Origin of the sequence: Arthrobacter sp. UYEF20 (genome assembly GCF_040546335.1) — a bacterium.
GTDB lineage: Bacteria > Actinomycetota > Actinomycetes > Actinomycetales > Micrococcaceae > Arthrobacter.
In genome coordinates, this window is sequence record NZ_JBEPNP010000004.1 from 199,189 (window position 1) to 220,124 (window position 20,936).

Sequence of the window (20,936 nt, forward strand, 5' to 3'; positions counted from 1 at the left end):
CTGGCGCTCGTGGAGCCGTGGACTGCTGACCAACCTACTCAACCCCAAGATCTCCGCGTTTAGCCTCGCGGTACTTCCATGGTTTATCCCCGCTCATCACCTGGCGATGGGCATCTTGCCCGGGCTCGTCCGCGACATCGAAGGAATGCCCTTTGCTCACGATGATCATCTTCGGTGCCCACTCAATCCGCGAACGGCTCGGCCGGCGCTCGACGAAGCGGACAGTCGACGGCATCATCGGCGCCGCGGGCACAGTGTTTCCCCCGGTCATGTGCTTTTTCCCCTCGAGAAGGGTGTGGACGCTGTCCACAGTTCGACTCAGACCTGGTTGCCAGAGTGTGAGTAAACAACTCGCTGTTGTGCCGGTGTTGCGGGCCAGGGGGTGTAGTTCGACTCGCCATGAAAATCGTGACGGTTAATCGGCAGTGCGGGCGGTCCGGCGACAGGCGGGATGCATCCGGACACCCCATTTTGCAGGGCCATATCAAAGTCGGCGACCCCTGACTCTCTGAAGACCAGCTGACCCACCGCCGGGCGTGGCGGCTTTTAATCACGAAGAACTCCTGTTAAACCTGTTATGTCGCAGGACATCGGTGACAGTTCTGTCTCAGGACATTGGTGACACTCCGGCGGGTTTTGGTGGTGACACTTCCCGAGGGTTAACACGGCTTTGACCGGCATGGCATCGGACTCCAAGAATGACTGGTGTGCCGCGGGCCCGCTGGAGCAGAAAGCCCCGCGCCGCCGGGAGAGGCCTCGGGGGAGAGGGCGGCGCTGGCGTCGCCGTCGTCTGGGGCACCTAAGAAGGGCATGCGACCACGCTACTTCCTGTCCAGGATGGTGCTTCGCGCCGCGGGCTTTCCTGCGGAAACCTTTCGGCTTTCCTTGTGGCAATCCGCGCAGGGCGGCTGGGCCTCCGGCCGCCCCGGCCTACTGGCCACTGAAGGTGGCGATTGCGTTGATCACGGCGGGGCCAAGGATGGCGATGAAGAGCACAGGGAAGATGAAGAAGAGCAGCGGGAACAAGATGGTGACGGGCAGCTTCATCGCCTTTTCCTCGGCCCGTTGCCGGCGCTTGACCCGCATGACTTTGGCCTGGATCCGGAGGACCCGGCTGATGGCGATGCCGTAGGTGTCCGCCTGGATCACCGCCTGGACGAAGCTGCGCAGCTCCGGGATGTTCGTCCGCTGGGACAGCGCCAGGTACGATTCGCGGCGGCTCCTGCCCACCTGCATGTCCTGCAGGGTCCGGACCAGTTCCTCCGCGAGGGGGCCCTTGCCGTTTTCGCCTGCCCTCGCCATCGCGCCTTCGAAGCCCAGGCCGGCCTCCACCGAGATGAGCATCTGGTCCAAGGTGTTGGCCAGCTCCAGCTGCATGATCTTTTGGCGCTCTTGGCCCTTGCTGTAGAGAAGGAGGTCAGGGATGAAGTAGCCCAGCAGTACTACAAAGACCCCCACCAGCTTGAGCATCGGCGTCTGAGAGCTGGCGCTGATGTAAAAGCCCAGCATTGCGCCGCTCATGCCAAGAAGCGGCTTGGCCGCGAGCACCCGTCCGAGCGGCAGCGACGCGGGGCGTCCGGCGAGGGACAGCAGCTTGTCGAGTTTGCGGACATACCCGGCGGGCGTCAGCCTATAGCCGATCCGCTCCAGCAGGTTGCTGCGTTTCCGCTCCCCGAGCCCGGCAGTGTCCGTGCCGAGCGCGAGCATCCCCCGGATGGCGCGCTGCGATTTCCGGTCCACGGACAGCAGGGACCATCCGAGATAGCCCAGCGGCAGGGACACCAGCAGGAGGGCAAGAAGCACCACAGGATCCATCACTGCCTCAGAACTTCAGGTCGATGATCTTGCGCATCCACAGACCGCCGATCGTCATGAGGACGACCGACGCCGCAATCATGCCCCACCCTAGGGGATGGGTGAACATGACGTTCATGTAGCCGGGATTGACCAGCATGAGCGTGGCGACGATGCCGATCGGCATGGCCATCAGGATGTAGGCGGAAAACTTGCCCTCGGCCGCGAGCGACTTGATGTGCCCCTTGATTTCACCGCGCTCGCGGATGGTCTCGTTGACCTGGTCCAGGACCTCGGCGAGGTTGCCGCCCACTTCCCGATTGATCTGGATGGCCTGCGCGATCCAGGTGAAGTCCTCATTCCGCATCCGCTCGGCCGTGTCCGTCAGCGATGCCAGCAGATCACGGCCCAGGCTGGTTTCGGTGACCACCCGGCGCATCTCTTCCGACGTCGGGCTTTGCGACTCGGTTGCCGCCGCGTCAATGGCGCGCAGTATGCTGTGCCCGGCCCGCAGGCCGCCGGCGAGCAGCTGGAGCGTGTCGCCGAGTTGCTCATCGAACTTGCTCCGCCGTTTGCCCGCCAGAAGGCCGAGCACGAGGTGGCCGGCAAGCGGTGCCAGCAGGACGAGGAGAAGCGACAGCAAGGGGCCGGCGACAACCAGGCCTGCCAGCGCCCCCACGAACGCCCCGGCCGCCACCAGCACGAAGAAATCGGCCTGGCTCAGACGCAGCCCTGCATTCTCGAGGGCTTCCCGGTTGAAGAGCCGGACCTTCCGTTGCGAGAAGAGTCCGTCCACCAGATGCACGGCAGAACCGGCGAACCGGGTGAGCTGCGAGTCGGACTGGTTCTGGACGGGCCTCCGCCGGTCCAGCGGCACACTGGCCCCGCCCGGGACAATCAACACGATCCCGAGCAGCAGCACCGCGGCGAAGAGCAGGCCTGTTCCAATCTGCAGGAGCGTCACGGCCGGCTCACGGCTTTCCGACCGCGGTGAGGGGAGCCGCGAACACGCTGGGGGAGACGTGGATGCCGAGGTCCTCGAAGCGGTCGATGAACCGGGGGCGGATCCCGGTGGGGACCGGCTTGCCGAGGAAACGTCCGTGGGCGTCAACGCCTGCGGAGTAGTCGAAGACGAAGGCGTCCTGGAGCGTGACGATGTCCCCTTCCATGCCCTGGACTTCCGTGACGTGGGTGATCCGGCGGGTTCCATCGCGGAGCCGGGAGATCTGGATGATCAGGTTCACCGCCGAGGCGATCTGCTCCCTGATGGCCCGCAAGGGCAGGTCCATACCCGCCATCAGGACCAGGGTCTCCAGGCGGGCGACGGCGTCGCGGGGTGAGTTCGAGTGCACCGTCGACAGCGAGCCGTCGTGGCCGGTATTCATAGCCTGCAGCATGTCCAGGGACTCTCCGCCGCGGACCTCACCCACCACAATCCGGTCCGGCCGCATGCGGAGGGAGTTCCGCAGGAGCTCGCGGATGGTGACCTCGCCTTTGCCCTCGGTGTTCGGGGGCCGGCTTTCCAGCCGGACAACGTGCTGCTGCTGGATCTGGAGTTCGACGGCGTCCTCGATCGTCACGATCCGCTCCGTGTCCGGCAGGAAGGACGAGAGCACGTTCAGCAGCGTCGTCTTTCCGGTTCCGGTACCGCCTGACACGATGATGTTCAACTTGGCCCGGACGCAGGCGTTCAGCAATTCGGCCATTTCCGGGGTCAGCGTGCCGAACTCGATCAGGTTCCGGACCGTCAGCGGCACCTTGCTGAACTTTCGGATGGTCAGGGAGGAACCACCAACGGCGAGCGGGGGAATGACGGCATTGACGCGGGAACCGTCCTCGAGCCGCGCGTCCACAAGCGGGGATGACTCATCGATCCGGCGCCCCACCTTGGAGACAATGCGCTCGATCACCTTGCGCAGGTGGTCTTCGGAGCTGAAACGTGAACCGGTCAGCGTCAGTTTGCCTTGCCGCTCCACATAGATCTGGTCCATCCGGTTGACCATGATCTCGGTGACCGCAGGATCGTCCAACAGCCGCTGCAGCGGGCCGTAGCCGAGCACGTCGTCGGCCACGTCGCGGACGAGGCGGGAACGCTCTTCGGCCGAGAGCGGGACCTGTTCGGCGTCGATAATCCGGGTGAGTTCCTCCCGGGCCGAGGAACGGAGTTCATCTTCCTTGACGGCGGAATCGTTGAAGCGCGCGCCCATGCGTTCAAACAGGGCAGTCGCCGCGCGTTGCTTCAGGGCGGCGAAGGCATCGACAGGCTGCTGCGTCTTTGACCGCGGCACATCCTGGGGGTCCGCGAAGCCGGCGTGGGGCACTGGAACGGCTGGTTCGACGACGACGACGGCGGCCGGCGGTGCCGCCGTCGGCCCGCCGCTACGGGACGTGGACACGGCCGGCGGGGCGTCGGCGGGAGCTCCTTCGGCGGACCGGAGTCGTTCGGAAAGCTTCACTTAGACCACCACCCGGCGGTGGAGCTTCTTCTGGGCCGTGGCGCGCCAGGCGGGGTCGAACCGTGCCACGAGCTGCCGGAGTCCTTTGACGGCGGGGTCCCTGCGTCCGTCCTGGAGCACCGGGATCCCGCGGTTGGTCGAGAACGCCACGGCTTTGGACCGGGCGATGCTGATGTCCACCGGCGCGCCAATGGTCGCTTCAACGTCCTGGACGCTCAGCCCGGATTTGGAGTCGGCCATGTTCAGCACGACGTGCCGGGTCTCCGGCAGCAGGTCCAGCCTGCGCAGGATATTGAGCCCGGACCGGAGCCCCCGGATGCTGGGAACGTCCATGGCGGTCACCCAGACCACGTCCGTGCATTGCTCCAGCGCTGCCAGCCCGATCTCCGGCAGCCCGGGTGCGGTGTCCACGATGACGTACTGGAACTGTTCCGCGAGCTGCTCGAGCAGCCGGCTGACCTGGTGCGGAGTGATGTCATCTGCTTCCTCCGGGGTCCCTGGAGCGCACAGGGCATAGATGCTCCCCGGGTGGACGGTCAGGAACGCCTTGAGGACCAAGGAGTCCTGGCTTGCCGAGGTGGATACGGCATCCGTCACGGTGTGCTCCGGGTCGAGGTAGAGCCCGGACGCCACGTCCCCGAACTGGAGGTCCAGATCCACGATGACCACACTCATCGGCGCCACTTTGCCCAGTCCGATGGCGATGTTGGTGGCAATCGTGGTCTTGCCGACGCCGCCCTTGGGGGAGAATACGCCGATGACCAGGCCTTTGCGGCCCTCCGGGTTCTTGTCTGCGCTGCTGGTGTTGGTGTTGCGGTTGCGGCTGGCAAAGGACTGGCAGGCGCGTTCCAGGAGCACCCGGATCTGCGCCGGGTCAGCGGCCGGGCTGAGGATGTCCCGGATGCCGGCACGCATGGCGAGCAGGACGAAGGCCGGATCCGCCTCGCCGACGAGGATGACGCTCAGCTCGGGCAGTTGCACGTCGAAGACTGTGGCGAGCCGCAGGGCGTCCTCCACCGGAATGTCAGGGCCCAGGATCAGCACCTCGGGACGTTCCTGGTTCAGGTTTGCGAACAGCTCGCCGGGGTCGGCGGGATTGACGAACGCAAAAGTCTGCAGACCGCCCGGGAGCCCGCCGGCCAGGGCTTGGCGGACCCGGGAATCGAAGTCGGTGTTGGGGGTGATGAGTACGAAGCGGCTCACTTGTAGACCTCCGGTTTCGTCATGATTCCAGGGCGTCCGGCGTCCGTCGCGTCGAGCGGCTCCTTGCTCAGCCAGATACTGGCGTATTCCGTGAATTCCGAGGCATAGACGATCTTCGTCGCGTCGACGTCGTTCACTGCGACCGTTAGCAGCAAGGTTCCGGTGGGGAGCGAGGTGTCCTCGGCGGGAGTAGCCGAGCCGCCGGCCGCTGAGGATTGGGGCGACGGTGTGGCCACGGGCGCGCGTTGTACCGCGGTCACCAAGACCTTGTGGATGGTCAGCTGGGTGGTTTCCTTATCGGCTTTGGCTTCAATGCCGCCGCTCTTCAAGGATATGAAGATGCCGATGTGGTCACCCGGTACCAGCCGGCCGCCGACTACGCGCTGCGGCTCGAGCTGGAAAGAGATTTCTTGCAGCCCCTTCGGCACCTCCACGGATCCGCTCGCCTTGAGGTCCTCCGGCGCGATCAGCCGTTCCGCCAGCAGTTGTTCGCCCGGCAGCAGTTCGACGGCGGTGACCTTGCCGGCCAGGCCGGCGAGGCTCTTCACCGCAGACTTTACCGCGGCAGTGCCCGGGAGCTTCTCGGTGGCGAGAAATGGCTGGAGACTCTCCACGGAGGTTCCAGCAGGCACGGCCTTGGCCACCACCAGGACGTCCACGGGTTCGAGGCCCTGCACCGCCCGGGTGTCTGCTCCTTGCGCATAGCTGACCACCAGGGCCGCCCCGAGGATAGCCAGTACGAGTGCGGCTATCCCTGCCAATAAGCGTGACTTCACGATGCGGGTTCTCCAATGCTGAGACGGACGACCGCTGTACCGTAGTCCGGTGCGCTGCCGAGTTCGAGGGCTTCGGACAAGGAAACGAATTTGACGAAATAGCCGCGGATGGACTTGTTGGCAATTGTCCCGCCGGATGTCCAGCTGTCACTGGCAAAGTGGTATCCGGTGACGTGAAAGGCTGCAAACCCTTTGACGTAATACTTACCGCCGGATCCCGTTCCCGTGGCCACGGCGTAGAGAGGAAGAAGGACGGTTTGATCTCTAAGGGCGCTAATGTCCGCGGAAGAGCAATCGGAGGGTCGGGGGGCGCCGGTATCGCTGCTGAACCAGATTCCTGGATCGCTTGATGCGCCGGCGCTGATCTTCACGCTGCACGTGCTGTCGGCTTCATCGGTGATCCAGCCAAAGCCACCCGGAATTCCGCCGCATCCCCCGAAAGCCATATTAAGGGTTTGAACAAAAGAGGGGTCAGGAGAAAACTTGCACTCAGCGATCGCCAACGGAACAATCACGGTGCCCTTGGACGGCGTGCCCCACTGAACATTCGAGGTGGCCGTGACTTCAGAGCTCGGAATGCCAAGTGCGCGCGCAATAAGAGTCGACACTGAGTTGGGCGCGCCACCCGTTTCTCTGGCACCCGTGGTGACCGTGGCCTTACGGTTTGGCTTGTCCAGGACAACGGACTTCACGTTGCTCATTCCGTCCACGGCGTTCTTATTTGCCAGATCAGCGGCCAGGGTCGAAGTGGTCGAGCAGTCCGAATCGTTCACATTCTTGGCGCACTTCTGGGCCAGCATCAGGGCCGCCGAGTCGGAGCCATTCTGCAGTTGCGCTTGCTCGGAGTAGAGCATTCCGACATCAACGGCGATGGCTGCGAAGCCGAGCAGGACCACCATGAGAAGGGCAACGATGACTGCGATTCCTCCGCGCTCACTGTCAACCGGCGCTGCTATCCGCCGCATTGCATCGTCCCTACGCCTTTCATGTCAAACGGCCCGGCGATTCCGGTTATCGTGGCGAGTTTGTAGTCAATTGTCACGGTAACTTGGCGCCCCGCGGCACAAGCCGTTGGTGCGGGTGTGGTTGCGGGCGTTGTCTGGAACTTGAATTGAATTTTTCCGTCCTGAACACCTGGGTTGAGGATGGCGGCGGCGCTCACAGCCGCGGCTTTGGCGTCCGACTGGATATTGTTGATGGCCATGACTCGCACGCCCTCTCGGGCAGCGTTTGAAAGCGTGATTTGCACGTTGTATGCGCGGCCGAACTCCATAATGCCGAGCAGCAGCATCACCAGGACAGGCGCGAGGAGAGCGAACTCAACCGCGACCGCGCCCCGTTCAGAGGTCTTGGACATGCGGAGCCGCCTTCCTGAATGTGCCAGTTGCCAGAGACGAGCGTGTGGTGGCGGCTCAGGGCCACCACCACACTTTTCACTTCCGGCACGGAGCCAGCGGTGCGGTTAGGCGCACTTGCCGCTTCCGGCGGTCGCGCCTGCGGTGTAAGTTTTGCCGCCGCCGCCGATGTCGCACTGGACCTTGGTGAACGTGTCGGTCAAAGTCCCGCCAAGAGCGGTGACTGCGATGATGATCACGACGGCGATGAGCGAAACCATGATGCCGTATTCGACGGCGGTGGCACCGCGCTGGTCACGGCGAAGACGGGCTGCGAGATTGGAGAAAAACGAACGCATGTGGACTCCTGAGCGAGTTCGGTGGCTGGCCCTGCACCAGCACTGAACGGAACTTAGCAATCACCGACACGCCGACGATTCGACTTTGGCGCATCCTGTGCTAAGGCTTTCCAAACTGCATATTTCCTGTGCGTTCCCTGCGCGGATCCTGCGCTGGGCGCCGCCTTTGTCCGGACACACAGGAGGACCCCCTCGGCTCTGGATCCGAGGGGGTCCGGTATTTGGGCTTACCTGGAGGGCAGGCAAGCGAGGGTGGGCTATTTCTTGGAGAAAACGTCCATGATGCTCAGCACCGTGGGTCCGAGGACCACGATGAACAGCGTGGGAAGAATTGCGCCAATGAGCGGAAAGAGCATCTTGACTGGCATTTTCATGGCGTGTTCTTCCGCCCGCTGGCGTCGCTTGACACGCATGTCTTTGGCCTGCGAGTTCAGCACGTTGGCGATGGCAATACCGTAGGTGTCGGCTTGGACCACGGCCCGCACGAAGGATCGGAGATCCGGCACATCAACTCGCTGTGCCATGGCCAGATATGCTTCCTTGCGGGATCGCCCCACCTGGATGTCCTGCAGGGTCCTGATGATCTCTTCAGCAAGGGGGCCCTTGCCGTTCTGTCCAGCCCGCGCCATGGCCGTTTCAAAGCCGAGGCCTGCCTGCACGGAAATCAGCATCTGGTCCAGCGTATTAGGGAGTGCAATCTTGATCGCAGCACGGCGCTTTTCTGCGTAGTTCCGGATGAGAATGTCCGGCAGGAAGTAGGCCAGGGATGCTATTCCGGCCATCAAGACAAACTTGATAGGTGAGGGATCAGCGGCAACAATCAGGATTCCCATCACGGCTCCGGCCAGGGCCAGCAGCGGCCTGAGCATGATCACGCGCGCCAGCGGCCATGCCTTGGGCCGGCCGGCACCCGCGAGCTGTCTGTCCAGCCAGGAGGCGTAGCCATGCGGCATCGCCTTGCTGGTCAGTGAGGCCAGCTGTTCATTGACACCGTCCGTTGATCCGCTCGAGTCGACGCGTTTCCCCAGATTTGCCTGAACGTTCCTAAAGCCGGCACGATCGCCCGTGAACGCGAACCATGTCATGACTGAGATTGGGGCGATGACCGCCAGGATGGCGGCGTAGGCAATAGTTTGCACGGTTATCTCCTTCTCAGAACTTCGGCTTGATGAGACGGCTGAGCCAGAATCCACCCACGGTCAGGAGGACCAATGCGGCGGCAACCATCAGGTAGCCCGGGACGGTGGTCAGGAAGACCTTGGAGTACAGCGGGTTGAACAAGGTCAACCCAATGAACATCACGACCGGGAGTCCCATCAGGACGATTGCAGACATTCGGCCCTCCGCGCTCAGCGCCCTGATTTGGCCACGGATCTGGTTCCGATCCCTGATGGTCTCGCCCACATGGTCGAGGACCTCGGCCAGGTCTCCGCCGACCTCGCGATGGATTTCAATGGCTCGCGCTATCGAGCCGAAATCCTCGTTGTCCGTCCGGCGGGCTACATCGTTGAGTGACTCGCCGAGATCCCTGCCGATCCTTGTCTCATTGACGACTCGGTTCAGTTCGTCCGCCATCGGAGCTTCGCTTTCCTGGGCGGCTGCGTCAACTGAGCGCAAGAGGCTATGCCCGGCCCGGAGTCCACCGGCGAGCATTTGCAGGGTATCGGGAACCTGCTCGTCAAACTTCTTCCGCCGCCGCGAGACAAGCACGTTAAGGAACAGCGCCAGGCAAACCGGAGTCAGGACCAGCATCGGCAGGGCGAAAAACGGTCCTCCCAGGAGGAATCCCAGGACGACAACGACAAAGGTGACAGAGCCGCCCATCAGCAGATAGTCGCCCGGCTGCTTCTTCAAGCCGGCGTCTTCGAGCTTTTCCCGGCTGAGCAAGCCGGTTCCGCGACTCCGGAGACCCTTGTTCAAGGTGTGGACTGCCTGGTCGGTGAGCTTGGTCAGGTTTGATGCCTTGACGGCCACTTCATCAGGCCGACGCCGAGATAGCGATACTTGCCTCGACTTGAAGACGACGGTGATTGTGATGGCCAAGGCGGCGTATACCAGAAGGAGGCCCGCAACGAAGGCGAGGGGCGAGAGTTCCGACAACACGGCTACCGCCCCGTGACCGGCTGGGCGCCGAACACCGTCGGCGAAATAGCGATGCCGAGCTCGACAAAGCGGTCAGTGAACCGTGGCCGGACTCCAGTGGGCACCGGTTTTCCGAGGTATTTTCCATTTGCGTCCAAGCCCGCCGAGTAATCGAAGACGAACGCGTCCTGCAGCGTGACGATGTCCCCTTCCATGCCCTGTACTTCAGTGATGTGGGTGACGCGGCGCGAGCCGTCGCGAAGCCTGGAGATGTGGACGATCAGGTTCACTGCCGACGCCACCTGTTCACGGACTGCCCGCAGCGGCAGATCCATGCCCGCCATCAGCACGAGGGTTTCCAGCCTCGCGATGGCATCCCGGGGGGAGTTCGCATGCACTGTCGAAATGGAACCATCGTGGCCGGTGTTCATTGCCTGGAGCATGTCGAGGCACTCCCCGCCACGGACCTCTCCGACCACAATCCGGTCCGGCCGCATGCGCAGCGAGTTGCGGACCAGATCCCGGATGGAGACTTCGCCCTTGCCCTCGATGTTTTGCGGACGGCTCTCCAAACGCACCACGTGATCCTGCTGCAGTTGGAGCTCCACGGCGTCCTCGATGGTGACGATCCTGTCCGAGGCGGGGATGAAGGACGAGAGCACGTTCAAGAGCGTGGTCTTTCCCGTGCCGGTGCCGCCGGAAACGATGATGTTCATCCTTGCGAGGACACAGGCCCGCAGCAGTTCTGCCATCTCCGGCGAAAGGCTGCCCATTGCGATCAGCTTGTCGACAGTGAGGGGTTCCCGCCCGAATTTCCGGATGGTCAGAGCCGGGCCGTTCACCGCCAGGGGCGGAATGATGGCGTTGACCCTGGAGCCGTCGGCAAGCCGGGCATCCACGAGGGGGGAAGACTCGTCGATTCGCCGGCCTACATTGGACACTATCCTTTCGATGACCCGGCGCAGGGCGTCATCCGAGGTGAACTTGGTGTCTGTCAGGGTGAGCTGCCCCTCCCTCTCGACATAGATCTGATCGAAGCGGTTGACCATGACCTCCGTGACCGAGGGATCGTCCAGGAAACGCTGGATGGGTCCGTGGCCCAGGACGTCATCCGTGATCTCCCGGATCAGGCGTTGGCGCTCGAGTGCCGAGAGCGGTATCTGCTCCTCCTCGAGGACAGCCTTCAGCTCGTCTTTGACGGACTGATGAAGTTCCGCCTCCTCGATCGACGAATCGGTGATCCTGGCGCCCAATCGCTCGAACAGTGCCTGGCTGGCGCGCTCTTTGAGCGCATTGAGTGCTTCACTGGCGACGGAAGCAGTCTGCTGGACCTCCACGATGCCGGACTGTGTCTCCGCCGCCGTCTTTGCCTCAAGGATCCGGCCCAGGGTCGCGGGCTGCGGCTGGAAGACATCGACGGGTGCCGGCTGCGCTTCTGTGGACTTCCCGGGCACGGCTTCCCCGCGCAATTGCAGGAATCGTTCTGTGAGGCTCACTGGAATACCGCCCTTCTGTGCAGTTGCTTGTGCGGTCTTGCTTCCCAATCGGGTTTGAAACGGTCCACGAGTTTGCGCAGCCCCTTGGAAACGGCGTCCCGGTTGCCCTCCTGAAGAACAGGAACGCCCTTATTCGTGGAGAACGGCAGAGTCTTGGAACGCGGTAGCACCACGTCCACGGGTGCGCCAATCGTTGCTTCCACGTCTTTCAGGCTGAGCCCGGCACGGCGGTCTGCCATATTGAGCACGATGTGCCGTTGTTCCGGGATCAGGTTCAGTTCCTCCAGGATCTGGAAACCGGTCCGCAGCCCCCGGATGCTGGGTACGTCCATGCCACAAATCCATACCGCGTCGCTTGCCTGCTCCAGGGTTGCCAGTACGTGTTCGCCCAAGCCGGGGGCGGTGTCCACCACGACGTAGCGGAACTCCTGCCTCAGCTGGTCTAAAAGGTGCGAGACGTTTGCGGCGGTGATTCGGTCCATTTCCACGGGAGTGCGAGGGGCGCACAGAGCATAGATGCCAGCCGGATGAACGGTGAGGTAGGTCTTGAGGACCATAGAGTCCTGGCTGGCAGCGCCCATCACAGCGTCGGTGATGGTGAACTCCGGCTCGAGCAGCAGACCGCTGGCTACGTCACCGAACTGGAGGTCAAGGTCGACAATCACCACGCCCATCGGAGTTGTTTTGCCGAGTCCTACGGCGATGTTGGTTGCCACCGTTGTCTTGCCAACACCGCCTTTAGGCGACATCACCGCGATGATCCGGCCGGCCCCGCCATGATCGGCGTGCTCGGAGGCCTGCGGCGCAAGCCCTCTCCGCCGTCCGGCTGCGGCAAGGCTTGCCCGCTCCAGCATGACGCGGATGGTATCAGGATCGGCACCAGGGTCCAGCAGATCCCGGACTCCGGCCCGCATCGCCTGAAGTACCGTCTCCGGTGTGTTCGGGGTTGCAAGAACCACGCTCACTTCCGGATACTGAAGGTCCATCACAGATGCCAGCTTGAGCGATCCCTCCACCGGCACGCCGGGGCCGAGGATCAGGACTTCTGGCGGTTCTCCCACCATCTGGCGCAGGATGTCTGCCGGTCCCGAGGGAAGGTAGTCAGCCTGGAAGACATGCAGCGAGCCGTGCATTCCGGCGATGGCCAGACGGACCAGCCGCTCAAAGTCGCCGTTCGGCGTGATCAATACAAAGCGGCTCATCGGAACAGCCTTGCCGTATCGACGAAGCCGGCGCTTGTTTCGACAGCATCGCCCGGTTCCTTGGACAGGTAGACCTTTCCGAACTCGGCTGCGAAGACAATCCGTTCGGCGTCGGCCGAGTTCCTGGCGACGGTGATCAGATACGTCCCGTCGCTCTGTGCCTTACTGCTGGATGTTGAGGAGGCTTGGCTCGTACCCGACTTCGAATCCGAGATGTCGGCCTGGGCGGCGGCACCGTCGCTGAACTGAGCGGCGGTCACGAGTACCTTGTGGAAGCTCAGCTGTGTTTTGCTCGACTTCGCTTGGCCATCGGCGCCTGTGGCGGCCTCTTCGAGGGAAATGAATACGCCCACGGTGTCGCCGGCCATCAACTTGCCGCCGACTACTCGTTCAATGGGCAGCTTCAGGGTGATTTCCTGGAGCCCTGCGGGTACCTGGACGCGTGAGGGGCCAAGGAATGCATTCTGCTCCACCATCCGCGTGGAAAGGAGCTGTTCGCCCGGCATCAGTGCCACGGCCGTGACCTTCGATCCGAGGGAACCAAGGTCGGTGACGTTGTTGTCGGCAAGCGCGAGCTGCGGGACCGCTTTCCGGGCCACCGATCCCGCAATCGCGTCTGCGGACGATCCGGCCGGTATGGACTTCTGGACGATGTAGACGTCTTCTGTTTCAGTGTTGGCTAGTGCGCGTTTATCGGCATTCTGAACATAGGAGACCAGCAATACGGTTCCGATTATCGCCACAACTAATGCGGCGATGCCCCCCAGCAGGCGTGTTTTCATTTCATTCCCCTTTAGAGCACTATTTAATGAGTTTGACGACGGAATTCAAGTAGTAGGGACCTCTCTCTGAGCCCCGGTCGGCCCAGGGAATGAACTCCTGGAACTGACCACAGATGCCCAGGTCGCTGCCCGTCTTGAAGAGCGCTGCGCATGCCGGGTCCGCCTTTGGAGCCGACAGGCCGTCAACGTCTTTCACGAATGACCAGCCGTGGATTTCAACTCTTGCAAAGCCGGACAGATGGAAGCGGCCGTCTTTTCCCCCTTTGTCTCCGTCATCGAAAATTGGGAAGAAGGCCGTTGCATACCGCTTTTTCGAGTGGTCAATCGCTGTCCGCCAGGCGTCCAAGGTGGCCGCACAGTCTGCCGGAAGCTTGCTATTTCCGGTATTGGATCCGACCCACCCATCAGCGCCAGCGCCGATATCGCAGACTCCGGCCTCGGCGAGCCAGCCAAATCCGCCCGGAATATGGTGCCCGGACGGGCTCCCCACGCAGGGGCTCTTGCCGTGCTCCTTGATGAGTACCGTTGTTGCCAGGGGCGCATACGCCGGTGTGATTTGGCATTGGTCGAATACGAGGGGAAACGCTCCTGCTGCAGTGGTGTCCTGCCAGATGGCAATGGCGCCTGCCCGGACCGTCACTGGTGGTGCGTTGAGCGCGCTGGCGAACATCTTGGTGAGAAATCCTGCACCGCTGGTGCCGTTGAGCGTTGAAGTGACCACCGTAACCTGGTGCGGGACAGACAGGTCCACCGAATCAACCGTCGTTGCGCCGTCGTTGGCGTTCGGCCCGGAGAGCTCCGTTGCCCAGGCCATGGCTTGCGGCACCGTGCAGCCGCCGGCCTTCTGGCAACGCCGAGCGACGGCCATGGCGCCGGCATCGGCGCCGTTCTGCAGCTGCGCGCGCTCGGCGTAGATCTGGCCCACGTCAACCGCCATGGCGCCGGCGCCCATGAGTACCAGCATCATGACGGCAACCAGGACCCCGGTCGCACCACGCTCGTTGTCGGGGCTGCGCATCAGCCGCCGCATCGCATGGCTCCTACGCCTTCGAGGGTGAGACTGCTACCCAACAGCCCCGTTAGGGTTTTGGCGGTGTAGGTGACAGTCACCGTGGCATTGACGCCGGTTGCGCAGGCGCCCGGCGAGATAGTGAAGCCAAAAGCCGCAGGATCCAGTCCTGGCGCACCAGCCACGGCGGCCGCCCGGGCCAAGCCCTGGTCATTCTCGATCGCCATGGTCCGGGCCGCCTCCCGGGCGGCCTGGGTGACAGAAATCTGCAGGTTGTAGGCATGTGAGAATTCGACGATGCCACCAACCAGGGCCAGCAAGATGGGTGCTACAAGAGCAAACTCGACGGCTGCCGCGCCACGCTCACGCCCTTGCCCCAGAGACCCGGGCGCTCTTGAACTGCTGCGTTTCATTTGATCCCCCCAGGGATAGATGCAGCTAAAGAAGGAAGAGTGTGCCGCGTCCGCGATACACGGACGCGGCACACCGGGTGTTGCTGAGACCTGACGAAATCTTCCCGAGTGCCGGCGAGGGGCTACTTGTTGGACCATCCCTTGACGGTGCCGCCGAGCGTTTCGAACCAGCTGCTCAGATCTTTGCCGAAGATGGTGGCGCCGCCGATGACCGCGAATGCGATGAAGGCCACGAGCAGCGAGTATTCCGTGGCGGTGGCGCCCTTTTCGGATTCGAACTTGTTCTTGACACCGGCGATGAAAGAGAGCATTGAGACCATGAGGCCAGTCATTTTATTTTCCTTTTCCAGAGTGTGAGTAAATTTACGAAATTCCAGCAAATCCCCGATTGCTTATTCGCTGGAGTTCCGTTGGGAAAACATTTGCACGGCCAGTTAGGGCGGCGCAATGAATCCGGATACTCGACTTTTGGAAGGAATATGGAGCTACCACTTGCCCGCATGCGGGAGGTGTACTCAGTTTCATGCGATGGCAGGCGCGTGAGTACTTGGTTTGATAAGCCGGCTTGCTATTGACGCCGTCGCGCGGGGCGCAGCCAGGCCTATGGAAGCAGCAGAATAGCGGCGAGGCCGGCCGCCAGCATGGACGGGCCGTAGGCGACTTCCCGTGGCTTGTTTCCGCGGTTTTTCAGCACGAGCACCACCGAGGCGATGCCGCCCGCCACGAAGCCCAGGGCCGCTCCGTAGAACAGCTGTGACCAGCCTAGGTAGCCTAAGTACAGCCCGAGGGGTGCCGCGAGCTTCACATCGCCCATTCCAAGACCGTTTCGGCTGGTCAGGGCCATGAAGAGGTACAAAACGAACAATATTGCGGCGCCAGCCACGCCCCGCAGCAGGTTTTCCGAAGCTCCGTGTGCTCCGGCGGAGACGGTCAGCAGGACCAATCCCGCCGCCAGCAGCGGCAGGACGAGCCGGTCGGGCAGCAGATGGTGGAACATATCGATCCGGGACAACTGCACGCCGGTGACTACCAGGACCAGATAAGCCGCCAGCTCCGGAGAAGCGCCGAAACGCCACCCGAGCAGGGCGGACAATACAAAGGTGAGGGCCGTCGTCGTGATTCTCAGCGGGGTGGAAGGTGCGCCGGCAAGCTGCGGCAGTATCCGGCGGACGAGCAGGTCGCTAAGCAGTCCGAGGCCCAGGCCGGCCAGCCCGGTTCCGGCAATGAACAGCAGGGATGCGGAGTCTGCAACGGCGGGATCGGACACGGTACCTCCAGGGATGCGGCGGGCCGGCGGCGGGCGGGATGCATCCGGACACCCCATTTTGACCGAGCCGCCCCACTTCCGCTATTCTTGGTAGTCGTTGTGCGTGTCCTTTCTCGATGATGCGTGTCCGCTTGGGAATCCGGTTGCAGGATAGCTACTCAACGTACACATTCGAGACCTCAGGATGACTGGTTAGATAGAGTCCTCACCTCTGTTCCGGTAGCGCATAGATAGTAGGTGCACCTCCGCGTGACGCCTAAAACAAGAACGCCAGAACAAGAACGAGGCAAACACCGTGCGTACGTACACCCCGAAGCCCGGCGATATCAACCGCCAGTGGCACGTCATTGACGCCACAGACGTTGTCCTTGGTCGTCTCGCGAGCCAGACCGCAATCCTGCTGCGCGGCAAGCACAAGGCCACCTTTGCGTCCCACATGGACATGGGCGACTTCGTCATCATCATCAACGCTGAAAAGGTTGCCCTCACCGGCGCCAAGCTGGAGCAGAAGCGCGCATACCGCCACTCCGGCTACCCGGGCGGCCTGACCTCCGTCAACTACGCAGAGCTGCTGGAATCCAATCCGGTCCGCGCTGTGGAGAAGGCCATCAAGGGCATGCTCCCCAAGAACTCCCTCGCTGCACAGCAGCTGGGCAAGCTGAAGGTCTACCGCGGTGCAGAGCACCCGCACGCCGCCCAGCAGCCCAAGACTTTTGAAATCACCCAGGTCGCCCAGTAGTCCTGGCCACCAACCAACTTTTAATCAAGGAGAATCGTGGCTCAGAACGAAGAACTGACCACCGAGGCCGTCGTGGCTGAGGAAAACCTGACCAGCTACACCTCGGAAAGCGGTCCTGCGGAAGCAGAAGCGCCCAAGAAGGAACGCCCGGCACTCACCGTCGCCGGCGCAGCAGTTGGCCGTCGTAAGGAAGCCGTCGCACGCGTTCGCATCGTGCCCGGCACCGGCAAGTGGACCATCAACGGCCGCGACCTGGCCAACTACTTCCCGAACAAGCTGCACCAGCAGGATGTCAACGAACCCTTCAAGATCCTTGATCTTGATGGCGCCTACGACGTCATGGCCCGCATCCACGGTGGCGGCATTTCCGGCCAGGCCGGTGCCCTGCGCCTCGGCATCGCCCGTTCACTGAACGAGATCGACACCGAGAACAACCGCGCCACCCTGAAGAAGGCCGGATACCTCCGCCGTGACGCACGCGTCATCGAGCGTAAGAAGGCTGGTCTCAAGAAGGCCCGCAAGGCTCAGCAGTACTCCAAGCGCTAATTCCGCTTCCAGGCACATAGTGTGCTTGCACGAAAGCCCGTTCCGCCCTTTGTGGCGGGGCGGGCTTTCGCCTTTTAAGCCGTCCACTTCGTCCCGCGAACGGACCCCGGGGCCAGAATTTCCGTCCCATCGTCTAAACTTGACCCGATGTCTAGATTATTTGGAACAGATGGTGTCCGAGGCTTGGCGAACGGCCTGCTGACCGCCGAGCTGGCGTTGCAGCTGGCTCAGGCGGCCGCCGTCGTGCTGGGCCATGACCGCAATACCACCGGGAAGCGGCCGCGCGCCGTGGTGGCCCGTGACCCCCGCGCCAGCGGCGAGTTCCTCGCGGCTGCCGTGGAAGCGGGACTCTCCAGCTCCGGGATCGACGTCTACGACGCCGGCGTGCTCCCCACCCCGGCAGCGGCCTACCTGGTGGCCGATCTGGACGCAGACTTCGGCGTGATGATCTCCGCCTCCCACAACCCCGCCCCCGACAACGGCATCAAGTTCTTCGCCCGCGGCGGCCAGAAACTTCCCGACGACGTCGAGAACGCCATCGAGGAGCAGCTGGGCAAGGATCCCATCCGGCCCGTCGGCGGCGACGTGGGCCGCATCCAGCGCTTCTCGGACGCCGAGGACCGGTATATCGTGCACCTGCTGGGCACCCTGCCGCACCGCCTGGATGGGCTCAAGGTGGTCCTGGACTGCGCCCACGGAGCAGCCAGCGGCTGTTCCCCGCACGTCTTCAAGGACGCGGGCGCTGATGTGATTGTGATCGGCGCCGAACCGGACGGCCTCAATATCAATGAGGGCGTCGGCTCAACCCACCTGGGGCCGCTGAAGCGCGCCGTCCTGGAACACGGGGCAGACCTGGGCATTGCGCACGACGGCGACGCGGACCGCTGCCTGGCAGTGGACCACGAGGGCAACGAAGTGGATGGCGACGAGATCATGGCCGTCCTCGCCGTTGCGCTGAAGGCTGCAGGGAAGCTCAAGGACGATGTCCTGGTGGCGACCGTGATGAGCAACCTCGGACTCAAGATCGCGCTCCGCGCGGCCGGAATCAGCCTCCGCGAAACCGGTGTGGGTGACCGCTACGTGCTGGAGGAAATGCGCGCAGGCGGCTTCAACCTCGGCGGCGAGCAGTCCGGCCATGTCATCTTTGCCGACCATGCCACCACCGGCGACGGCGTCCTCACGGGCCTGCAGCTTGCCGCCCAGGTGGCGCTCACGGGACGTCCGCTGAAGGACCTGGTTACAGTGATGACCAAGCTCCCGCAGGTCCTCATCAACGTCAAGGGCGTCGACCGCACCCGGGTGAACGGCGACCAGGCGGTGGCCGAGGCCGTGGCCCGCGCCGAAGCCGAACTCGGCGACACCGGACGCGTCCTCCTGCGTCCCTCCGGCACCGAACCGGTGGTGCGCGTCATGGTGGAGGCAGGGGATGAGGCGACCGCCCAGGCCGTGGCTGAACGTCTGGCGCAGGTGGTCCGGACCGAACTGGCCCTGGCCCTCGTTTCCGACTGAGCGGTCCGCTACAGGTAGGCTGGCGCAGCCTCGAGGCCGAAGTACTCCTCCAGCGTTTCGACGCCCCGGTTCTTCATCTCGATGACTGCCGCGGATCCGATGTAACGCAGATGCCAGGGCTCGTAGTAATAGCCGGTGATGCCTTGGCGCATCCAGGGGTAGCGCACCACGAATCCGAACAGGTGGGCATTGGCCTTCGCCCAGACTGCTGCCGGCTGATCGGCGAAGCACGGCTGGAAACTGCACGCCCCGCCGCCGTCGCCGATGTCGAAAGACCAGCCTGTCTGATGCTCGGAATGGCCCGGACGGGCGGAGGCGGTGTCCGCCGCGGCCTGTCCCTGCGATTTCACATAGCCGTTGTAGGTGGCCGCTTGCGTGGCATAGGAACGGTATCCGCTGGCGAGCGTCATGGTGACGCCGGCCCCGGCCGCGGCCGCAAACATCTTCTCCGCAGCTGCCGCCGTCGTGCTGTTGAGCTGTGCGGCTTCGCCGGAGACCGCGAGGCGAACGGCGGGCCGGACGAGGTCTGCCGGCTTGTAGGTGGAGGGCGAGAGCGGCCGGTGCTTGTTGACGACCACCCACGGACTCGCCGGATCACTGAGCGAATGCAGGGGCGCTGCCGCGTCCACCGGTGCGGTGGACTCCGGGACCGCCGGGGTGGACTCCGTGGTCGGGGTACTGCCCGGGACCGGCTCGCCGGCGCCGGCCGCCGCGGAGGCCGAGGCGGGCGGGGGCACGCTGGCACCGGGGACCGGCGTCGCCGTCGTGCCTGCCGTGCTGGAGGCCAGGCCGGAGGCAGACGCGGACGACGGCGGCTGGGGCGCTCCGGGGGCGCAGGCGGCGAGGGCCGTCAGGCCGGAACCGGCCAGGAACAAGCGGCTGAAGGCGCGCCGGCTGGGGATTGCCTGGCCGGAGTCCGGCACGGCTGCCGGGCCGCCGGCGGCGTCGTGGCACACCTGTGCTACACCTTCCTCAGAAGCATGCGCCGGATGGAATGGTCGGCGTCCTTGGTGAGGACCAGCTGGGCCCGACCCCGGGTGGGGAGGACGTTTTCCTCCAGGTTCGGCTCGTTGATGCGCTTCCAGATATCCCGGGCAGTCTGCTCGGCCTCGGCGTCCGAGAGCGTGGCGTAGCGGTGGAAGTAGGACTCCGGCTGCGCAAAGGCCGTGGTGCGCAACTTGCGGAAACGGTCCACGTACCACTCCTCGATGTAGCTCGTTTTGGCATCAACATAGATGGAAAAGTCGAAGAAGTCACTCAGCGCCAGGCCCTGCCGGCCGTCGTGCCGGGGCCGGGCCGGTGCCAGGACATTGAGTCCCTCCACGATCAGCACGTCGGGGCGCCGGACCACGACTTCCCTGCCCGGCACAATGTCATACGTCACGTGGGAGTACCACGGCGCCCGGACTTCCTCGGCGCCGCCTTTGATTTCGCTCACAAAGCGCAGCAGCGCCCGGCGGTCATAAGACTCGGGAAAGCCCTTGCGTTCCAGCAGTTGGCGGCGCTTGAGTTCGGCCAGCGGGTAGAGGAAACCGTCCGTGGTGATGAGTTCTACGTTGGGCGTGCCGGGCCAGCGCCGGAGCATTTCCCGGAGCACACGGGCGATGGTGGACTTGCCCACCGCAACCGAGCCGGCGACGCCGATCACGAAGGGCGTGCGCTGGGTCTGCTCGCCGAGGAAAGTGGTGGTCGCAGCGTGCAGCTGGCCGGCCGCCTCCACATACAGGTGCAGGAGCCGGGACAGGGGGAGGTAGACCTCGCGGACTTCCTTCATGTCGAGCGGATCGCCGAGGCCCCGCAGGCGCAGCACATCCTCTTCATTGAGGGGCTGCTCCATCTGGGCGGCGAGCCGGGACCAGGTCTGCCGGTCCAGCTCCACGAACGGGGAGACGCCGTCGCCGTTCGCTTCATTGCGTTGCAAAGTCACCCTAGAGATTCTGCCCTTCACCGGCCTGAGAGCGAAATGGAC

Annotated in this window: 23 protein-coding genes; 3 read left to right on the forward strand and 20 right to left on the reverse strand. The window is 63.6% G+C overall.

The window, feature by feature from the left end; translation table 11 throughout:
• Nucleotides 1–34 precede the first annotated feature (34 nt).
• The 18 genes from ABIB26_RS06810 to ABIB26_RS06895 all read right to left on the reverse strand — a co-directional run bounded on the left by ABIB26_RS06810 (nucleotide 35) and on the right by ABIB26_RS06895 (nucleotide 16,173).
• Nucleotides 35–310: a hypothetical protein gene (locus ABIB26_RS06810; RefSeq protein ID WP_354240763.1), complete on the reverse strand. Its 276-nt coding sequence runs from the start codon at nucleotides 308–310 to the stop codon at nucleotides 35–37.
• A gap of 620 nt (nucleotides 311–930) precedes the next feature.
• The gene (locus tag ABIB26_RS06815) at nucleotides 931–1,815 is read right to left on the reverse strand and encodes a type II secretion system F family protein (protein ID WP_354240947.1); all 885 of its coding nucleotides are present in this window, start codon (nucleotides 1,813–1,815) and stop codon (nucleotides 931–933) included.
• A 7-nt stretch (nucleotides 1,816–1,822) separates the two neighbouring features.
• Nucleotides 1,823–2,758, reverse strand: a complete 936-nt coding sequence (locus ABIB26_RS06820) for a type II secretion system F family protein (RefSeq protein WP_354240765.1) — start codon at nucleotides 2,756–2,758, stop codon at nucleotides 1,823–1,825.
• Nucleotides 2,759–2,765: 7 nt separating this feature from the next.
• The gene (locus ABIB26_RS06825; RefSeq protein ID WP_502913629.1) at nucleotides 2,766–4,250 is read right to left on the reverse strand and encodes a TadA family conjugal transfer-associated ATPase; all 1,485 of its coding nucleotides are present in this window, start codon (nucleotides 4,248–4,250) and stop codon (nucleotides 2,766–2,768) included.
• Nucleotides 4,251–5,453: a CpaE/TadZ family protein gene (locus ABIB26_RS06830; protein WP_354240767.1), complete on the reverse strand. Its 1,203-nt coding sequence runs from the start codon at nucleotides 5,451–5,453 to the stop codon at nucleotides 4,251–4,253.
• Nucleotides 5,450–6,229: a Flp pilus assembly protein CpaB gene (gene cpaB / locus ABIB26_RS06835; RefSeq protein ID WP_354240769.1), complete on the reverse strand. Its 780-nt coding sequence runs from the start codon at nucleotides 6,227–6,229 to the stop codon at nucleotides 5,450–5,452. The genes ABIB26_RS06830 and cpaB (ABIB26_RS06835) overlap by 4 nt, the downstream gene beginning before the upstream one ends.
• On the reverse strand, nucleotides 6,226–7,194 hold the full coding sequence (locus tag ABIB26_RS06840; RefSeq protein WP_354240771.1) for a pilus assembly protein TadG-related protein: 969 nt from the start codon (nucleotides 7,192–7,194) through the stop codon (nucleotides 6,226–6,228). Before ABIB26_RS06840 ends, cpaB (ABIB26_RS06835) begins: the two co-directional genes overlap by 4 nt.
• On the reverse strand, nucleotides 7,182–7,586 hold the full coding sequence (locus ABIB26_RS06845; RefSeq protein ID WP_354240773.1) for a TadE/TadG family type IV pilus assembly protein: 405 nt from the start codon (nucleotides 7,584–7,586) through the stop codon (nucleotides 7,182–7,184). Before ABIB26_RS06845 ends, ABIB26_RS06840 begins: the two co-directional genes overlap by 13 nt.
• Before the next feature lie 105 nt (nucleotides 7,587–7,691).
• Nucleotides 7,692–7,922 (reverse strand): Flp family type IVb pilin, encoded by a 231-nt coding sequence (locus ABIB26_RS06850; protein WP_354240775.1) that lies wholly within the window; start codon nucleotides 7,920–7,922, stop codon nucleotides 7,692–7,694.
• A gap of 257 nt (nucleotides 7,923–8,179) precedes the next feature.
• The gene (locus ABIB26_RS06855; RefSeq protein WP_354240777.1) at nucleotides 8,180–9,061 is read right to left on the reverse strand and encodes a type II secretion system F family protein; all 882 of its coding nucleotides are present in this window, start codon (nucleotides 9,059–9,061) and stop codon (nucleotides 8,180–8,182) included.
• A 13-nt stretch (nucleotides 9,062–9,074) separates the two neighbouring features.
• Nucleotides 9,075–9,965 (reverse strand): type II secretion system F family protein, encoded by an 891-nt coding sequence (locus tag ABIB26_RS06860; protein ID WP_354240779.1) that lies wholly within the window; start codon nucleotides 9,963–9,965, stop codon nucleotides 9,075–9,077.
• Nucleotides 9,966–10,027: 62 nt separating this feature from the next.
• Complete coding sequence (locus ABIB26_RS06865) at nucleotides 10,028–11,500, reverse strand: TadA family conjugal transfer-associated ATPase (protein ID WP_354240781.1); 1,473 nt, start codon at nucleotides 11,498–11,500, stop codon at nucleotides 10,028–10,030.
• Nucleotides 11,497–12,702, reverse strand: coding sequence for a CpaE/TadZ family protein (locus ABIB26_RS06870; RefSeq protein ID WP_354240783.1), 1,206 nt, complete (start codon nucleotides 12,700–12,702; stop codon nucleotides 11,497–11,499). Before ABIB26_RS06870 ends, ABIB26_RS06865 begins: the two co-directional genes overlap by 4 nt.
• Nucleotides 12,699–13,484 carry a Flp pilus assembly protein CpaB gene (gene cpaB, locus ABIB26_RS06875; RefSeq protein WP_354240784.1) on the reverse strand — a complete coding sequence of 262 codons (786 nt, stop codon included), beginning with the start codon at nucleotides 13,482–13,484 and terminating at the stop codon, nucleotides 12,699–12,701. Before cpaB (ABIB26_RS06875) ends, ABIB26_RS06870 begins: the two co-directional genes overlap by 4 nt.
• A 19-nt stretch (nucleotides 13,485–13,503) precedes the next feature.
• Nucleotides 13,504–14,514 (reverse strand): pilus assembly protein TadG-related protein, encoded by a 1,011-nt coding sequence (locus tag ABIB26_RS06880; protein ID WP_354240786.1) that lies wholly within the window; start codon nucleotides 14,512–14,514, stop codon nucleotides 13,504–13,506.
• Nucleotides 14,502–14,906: a TadE/TadG family type IV pilus assembly protein gene (locus ABIB26_RS06885; RefSeq protein ID WP_354240788.1), complete on the reverse strand. Its 405-nt coding sequence runs from the start codon at nucleotides 14,904–14,906 to the stop codon at nucleotides 14,502–14,504. The genes ABIB26_RS06880 and ABIB26_RS06885 overlap by 13 nt, the downstream gene beginning before the upstream one ends.
• Before the next feature lie 122 nt (nucleotides 14,907–15,028).
• Nucleotides 15,029–15,238: a Flp family type IVb pilin gene (locus tag ABIB26_RS06890; protein WP_354240790.1), complete on the reverse strand. Its 210-nt coding sequence runs from the start codon at nucleotides 15,236–15,238 to the stop codon at nucleotides 15,029–15,031.
• Nucleotides 15,239–15,507: 269 nt separating this feature from the next.
• Entirely contained in the window at nucleotides 15,508–16,173 is a 666-nt protein-coding gene (locus tag ABIB26_RS06895) for a prepilin peptidase (RefSeq protein ID WP_354240792.1), read from the reverse strand.
• Between the two features lie 295 nt (nucleotides 16,174–16,468).
• Here ABIB26_RS06895 and rplM point away from each other — a divergent pair, with 295 nt between their 5' ends.
• The 3 genes from rplM (at nucleotide 16,469) to glmM (ending at nucleotide 18,967) form a co-directional block, all read left to right on the forward strand.
• Nucleotides 16,469–16,912 (forward strand): 50S ribosomal protein L13, encoded by a 444-nt coding sequence (rplM, locus tag ABIB26_RS06900; protein ID WP_015937805.1) that lies wholly within the window; start codon nucleotides 16,469–16,471, stop codon nucleotides 16,910–16,912.
• A 36-nt stretch (nucleotides 16,913–16,948) separates the two neighbouring features.
• A complete protein-coding gene (rpsI, locus tag ABIB26_RS06905; RefSeq protein WP_354240794.1) occupies nucleotides 16,949–17,458 on the forward strand; it encodes a 30S ribosomal protein S9 in 510 nt (169 codons plus the stop codon).
• 147 nt (nucleotides 17,459–17,605) lie between these two features.
• Complete coding sequence (gene glmM / locus ABIB26_RS06910; protein ID WP_354240796.1) at nucleotides 17,606–18,967, forward strand: phosphoglucosamine mutase; 1,362 nt, start codon at nucleotides 17,606–17,608, stop codon at nucleotides 18,965–18,967.
• An 8-nt stretch (nucleotides 18,968–18,975) separates the two neighbouring features.
• Here glmM and ABIB26_RS06915 read toward each other — a convergent pair whose 3' ends face one another.
• Nucleotides 18,976–19,923: a M15 family metallopeptidase gene (locus tag ABIB26_RS06915; RefSeq protein ID WP_354240797.1), complete on the reverse strand. Its 948-nt coding sequence runs from the start codon at nucleotides 19,921–19,923 to the stop codon at nucleotides 18,976–18,978.
• Between the two features lie 5 nt (nucleotides 19,924–19,928).
• Nucleotides 19,929–20,894 carry a type I pantothenate kinase gene (gene coaA, locus ABIB26_RS06920; RefSeq protein WP_354240799.1) on the reverse strand — a complete coding sequence of 322 codons (966 nt, stop codon included), beginning with the start codon at nucleotides 20,892–20,894 and terminating at the stop codon, nucleotides 19,929–19,931.
• Between the last annotated feature and the right edge of the window lie 42 nt (nucleotides 20,895–20,936).

What these genes read in the sequence shown, in the direction of transcription:
- ABIB26_RS06815 (WP_354240947.1), bottom strand. Translation starts at nt 1,815, where the DNA reads ATGGATCCTGTGGTGCTTCTTGCCCTCCTGCTGGTGTCCCTGCCGCTG.
- ABIB26_RS06840 (WP_354240771.1), bottom strand. Translation starts at nt 7,194, where the DNA reads ATGCGGCGGATAGCAGCGCCGGTTGACAGTGAGCGCGGAGGAATCGCA.
- ABIB26_RS06845 (WP_354240773.1), bottom strand. Translation starts at nt 7,586, where the DNA reads ATGTCCAAGACCTCTGAACGGGGCGCGGTCGCGGTTGAGTTCGCTCTC.
- ABIB26_RS06850 (WP_354240775.1), bottom strand. Translation starts at nt 7,922, where the DNA reads ATGCGTTCGTTTTTCTCCAATCTCGCAGCCCGTCTTCGCCGTGACCAG.
- ABIB26_RS06870 (WP_354240783.1), bottom strand. Translation starts at nt 12,702, where the DNA reads ATGAGCCGCTTTGTATTGATCACGCCGAACGGCGACTTTGAGCGGCTG.
- cpaB (WP_354240784.1), bottom strand. Translation starts at nt 13,484, where the DNA reads ATGAAAACACGCCTGCTGGGGGGCATCGCCGCATTAGTTGTGGCGATA.
- ABIB26_RS06880 (WP_354240786.1), bottom strand. Translation starts at nt 14,514, where the DNA reads ATGCGGCGGCTGATGCGCAGCCCCGACAACGAGCGTGGTGCGACCGGG.
- ABIB26_RS06885 (WP_354240788.1), bottom strand. Translation starts at nt 14,906, where the DNA reads ATGAAACGCAGCAGTTCAAGAGCGCCCGGGTCTCTGGGGCAAGGGCGT.
- ABIB26_RS06890 (WP_354240790.1), bottom strand. Translation starts at nt 15,238, where the DNA reads ATGACTGGCCTCATGGTCTCAATGCTCTCTTTCATCGCCGGTGTCAAG.
- glmM (WP_354240796.1), top strand. Translation starts at nt 17,606, where the DNA reads ATGTCTAGATTATTTGGAACAGATGGTGTCCGAGGCTTGGCGAACGGC.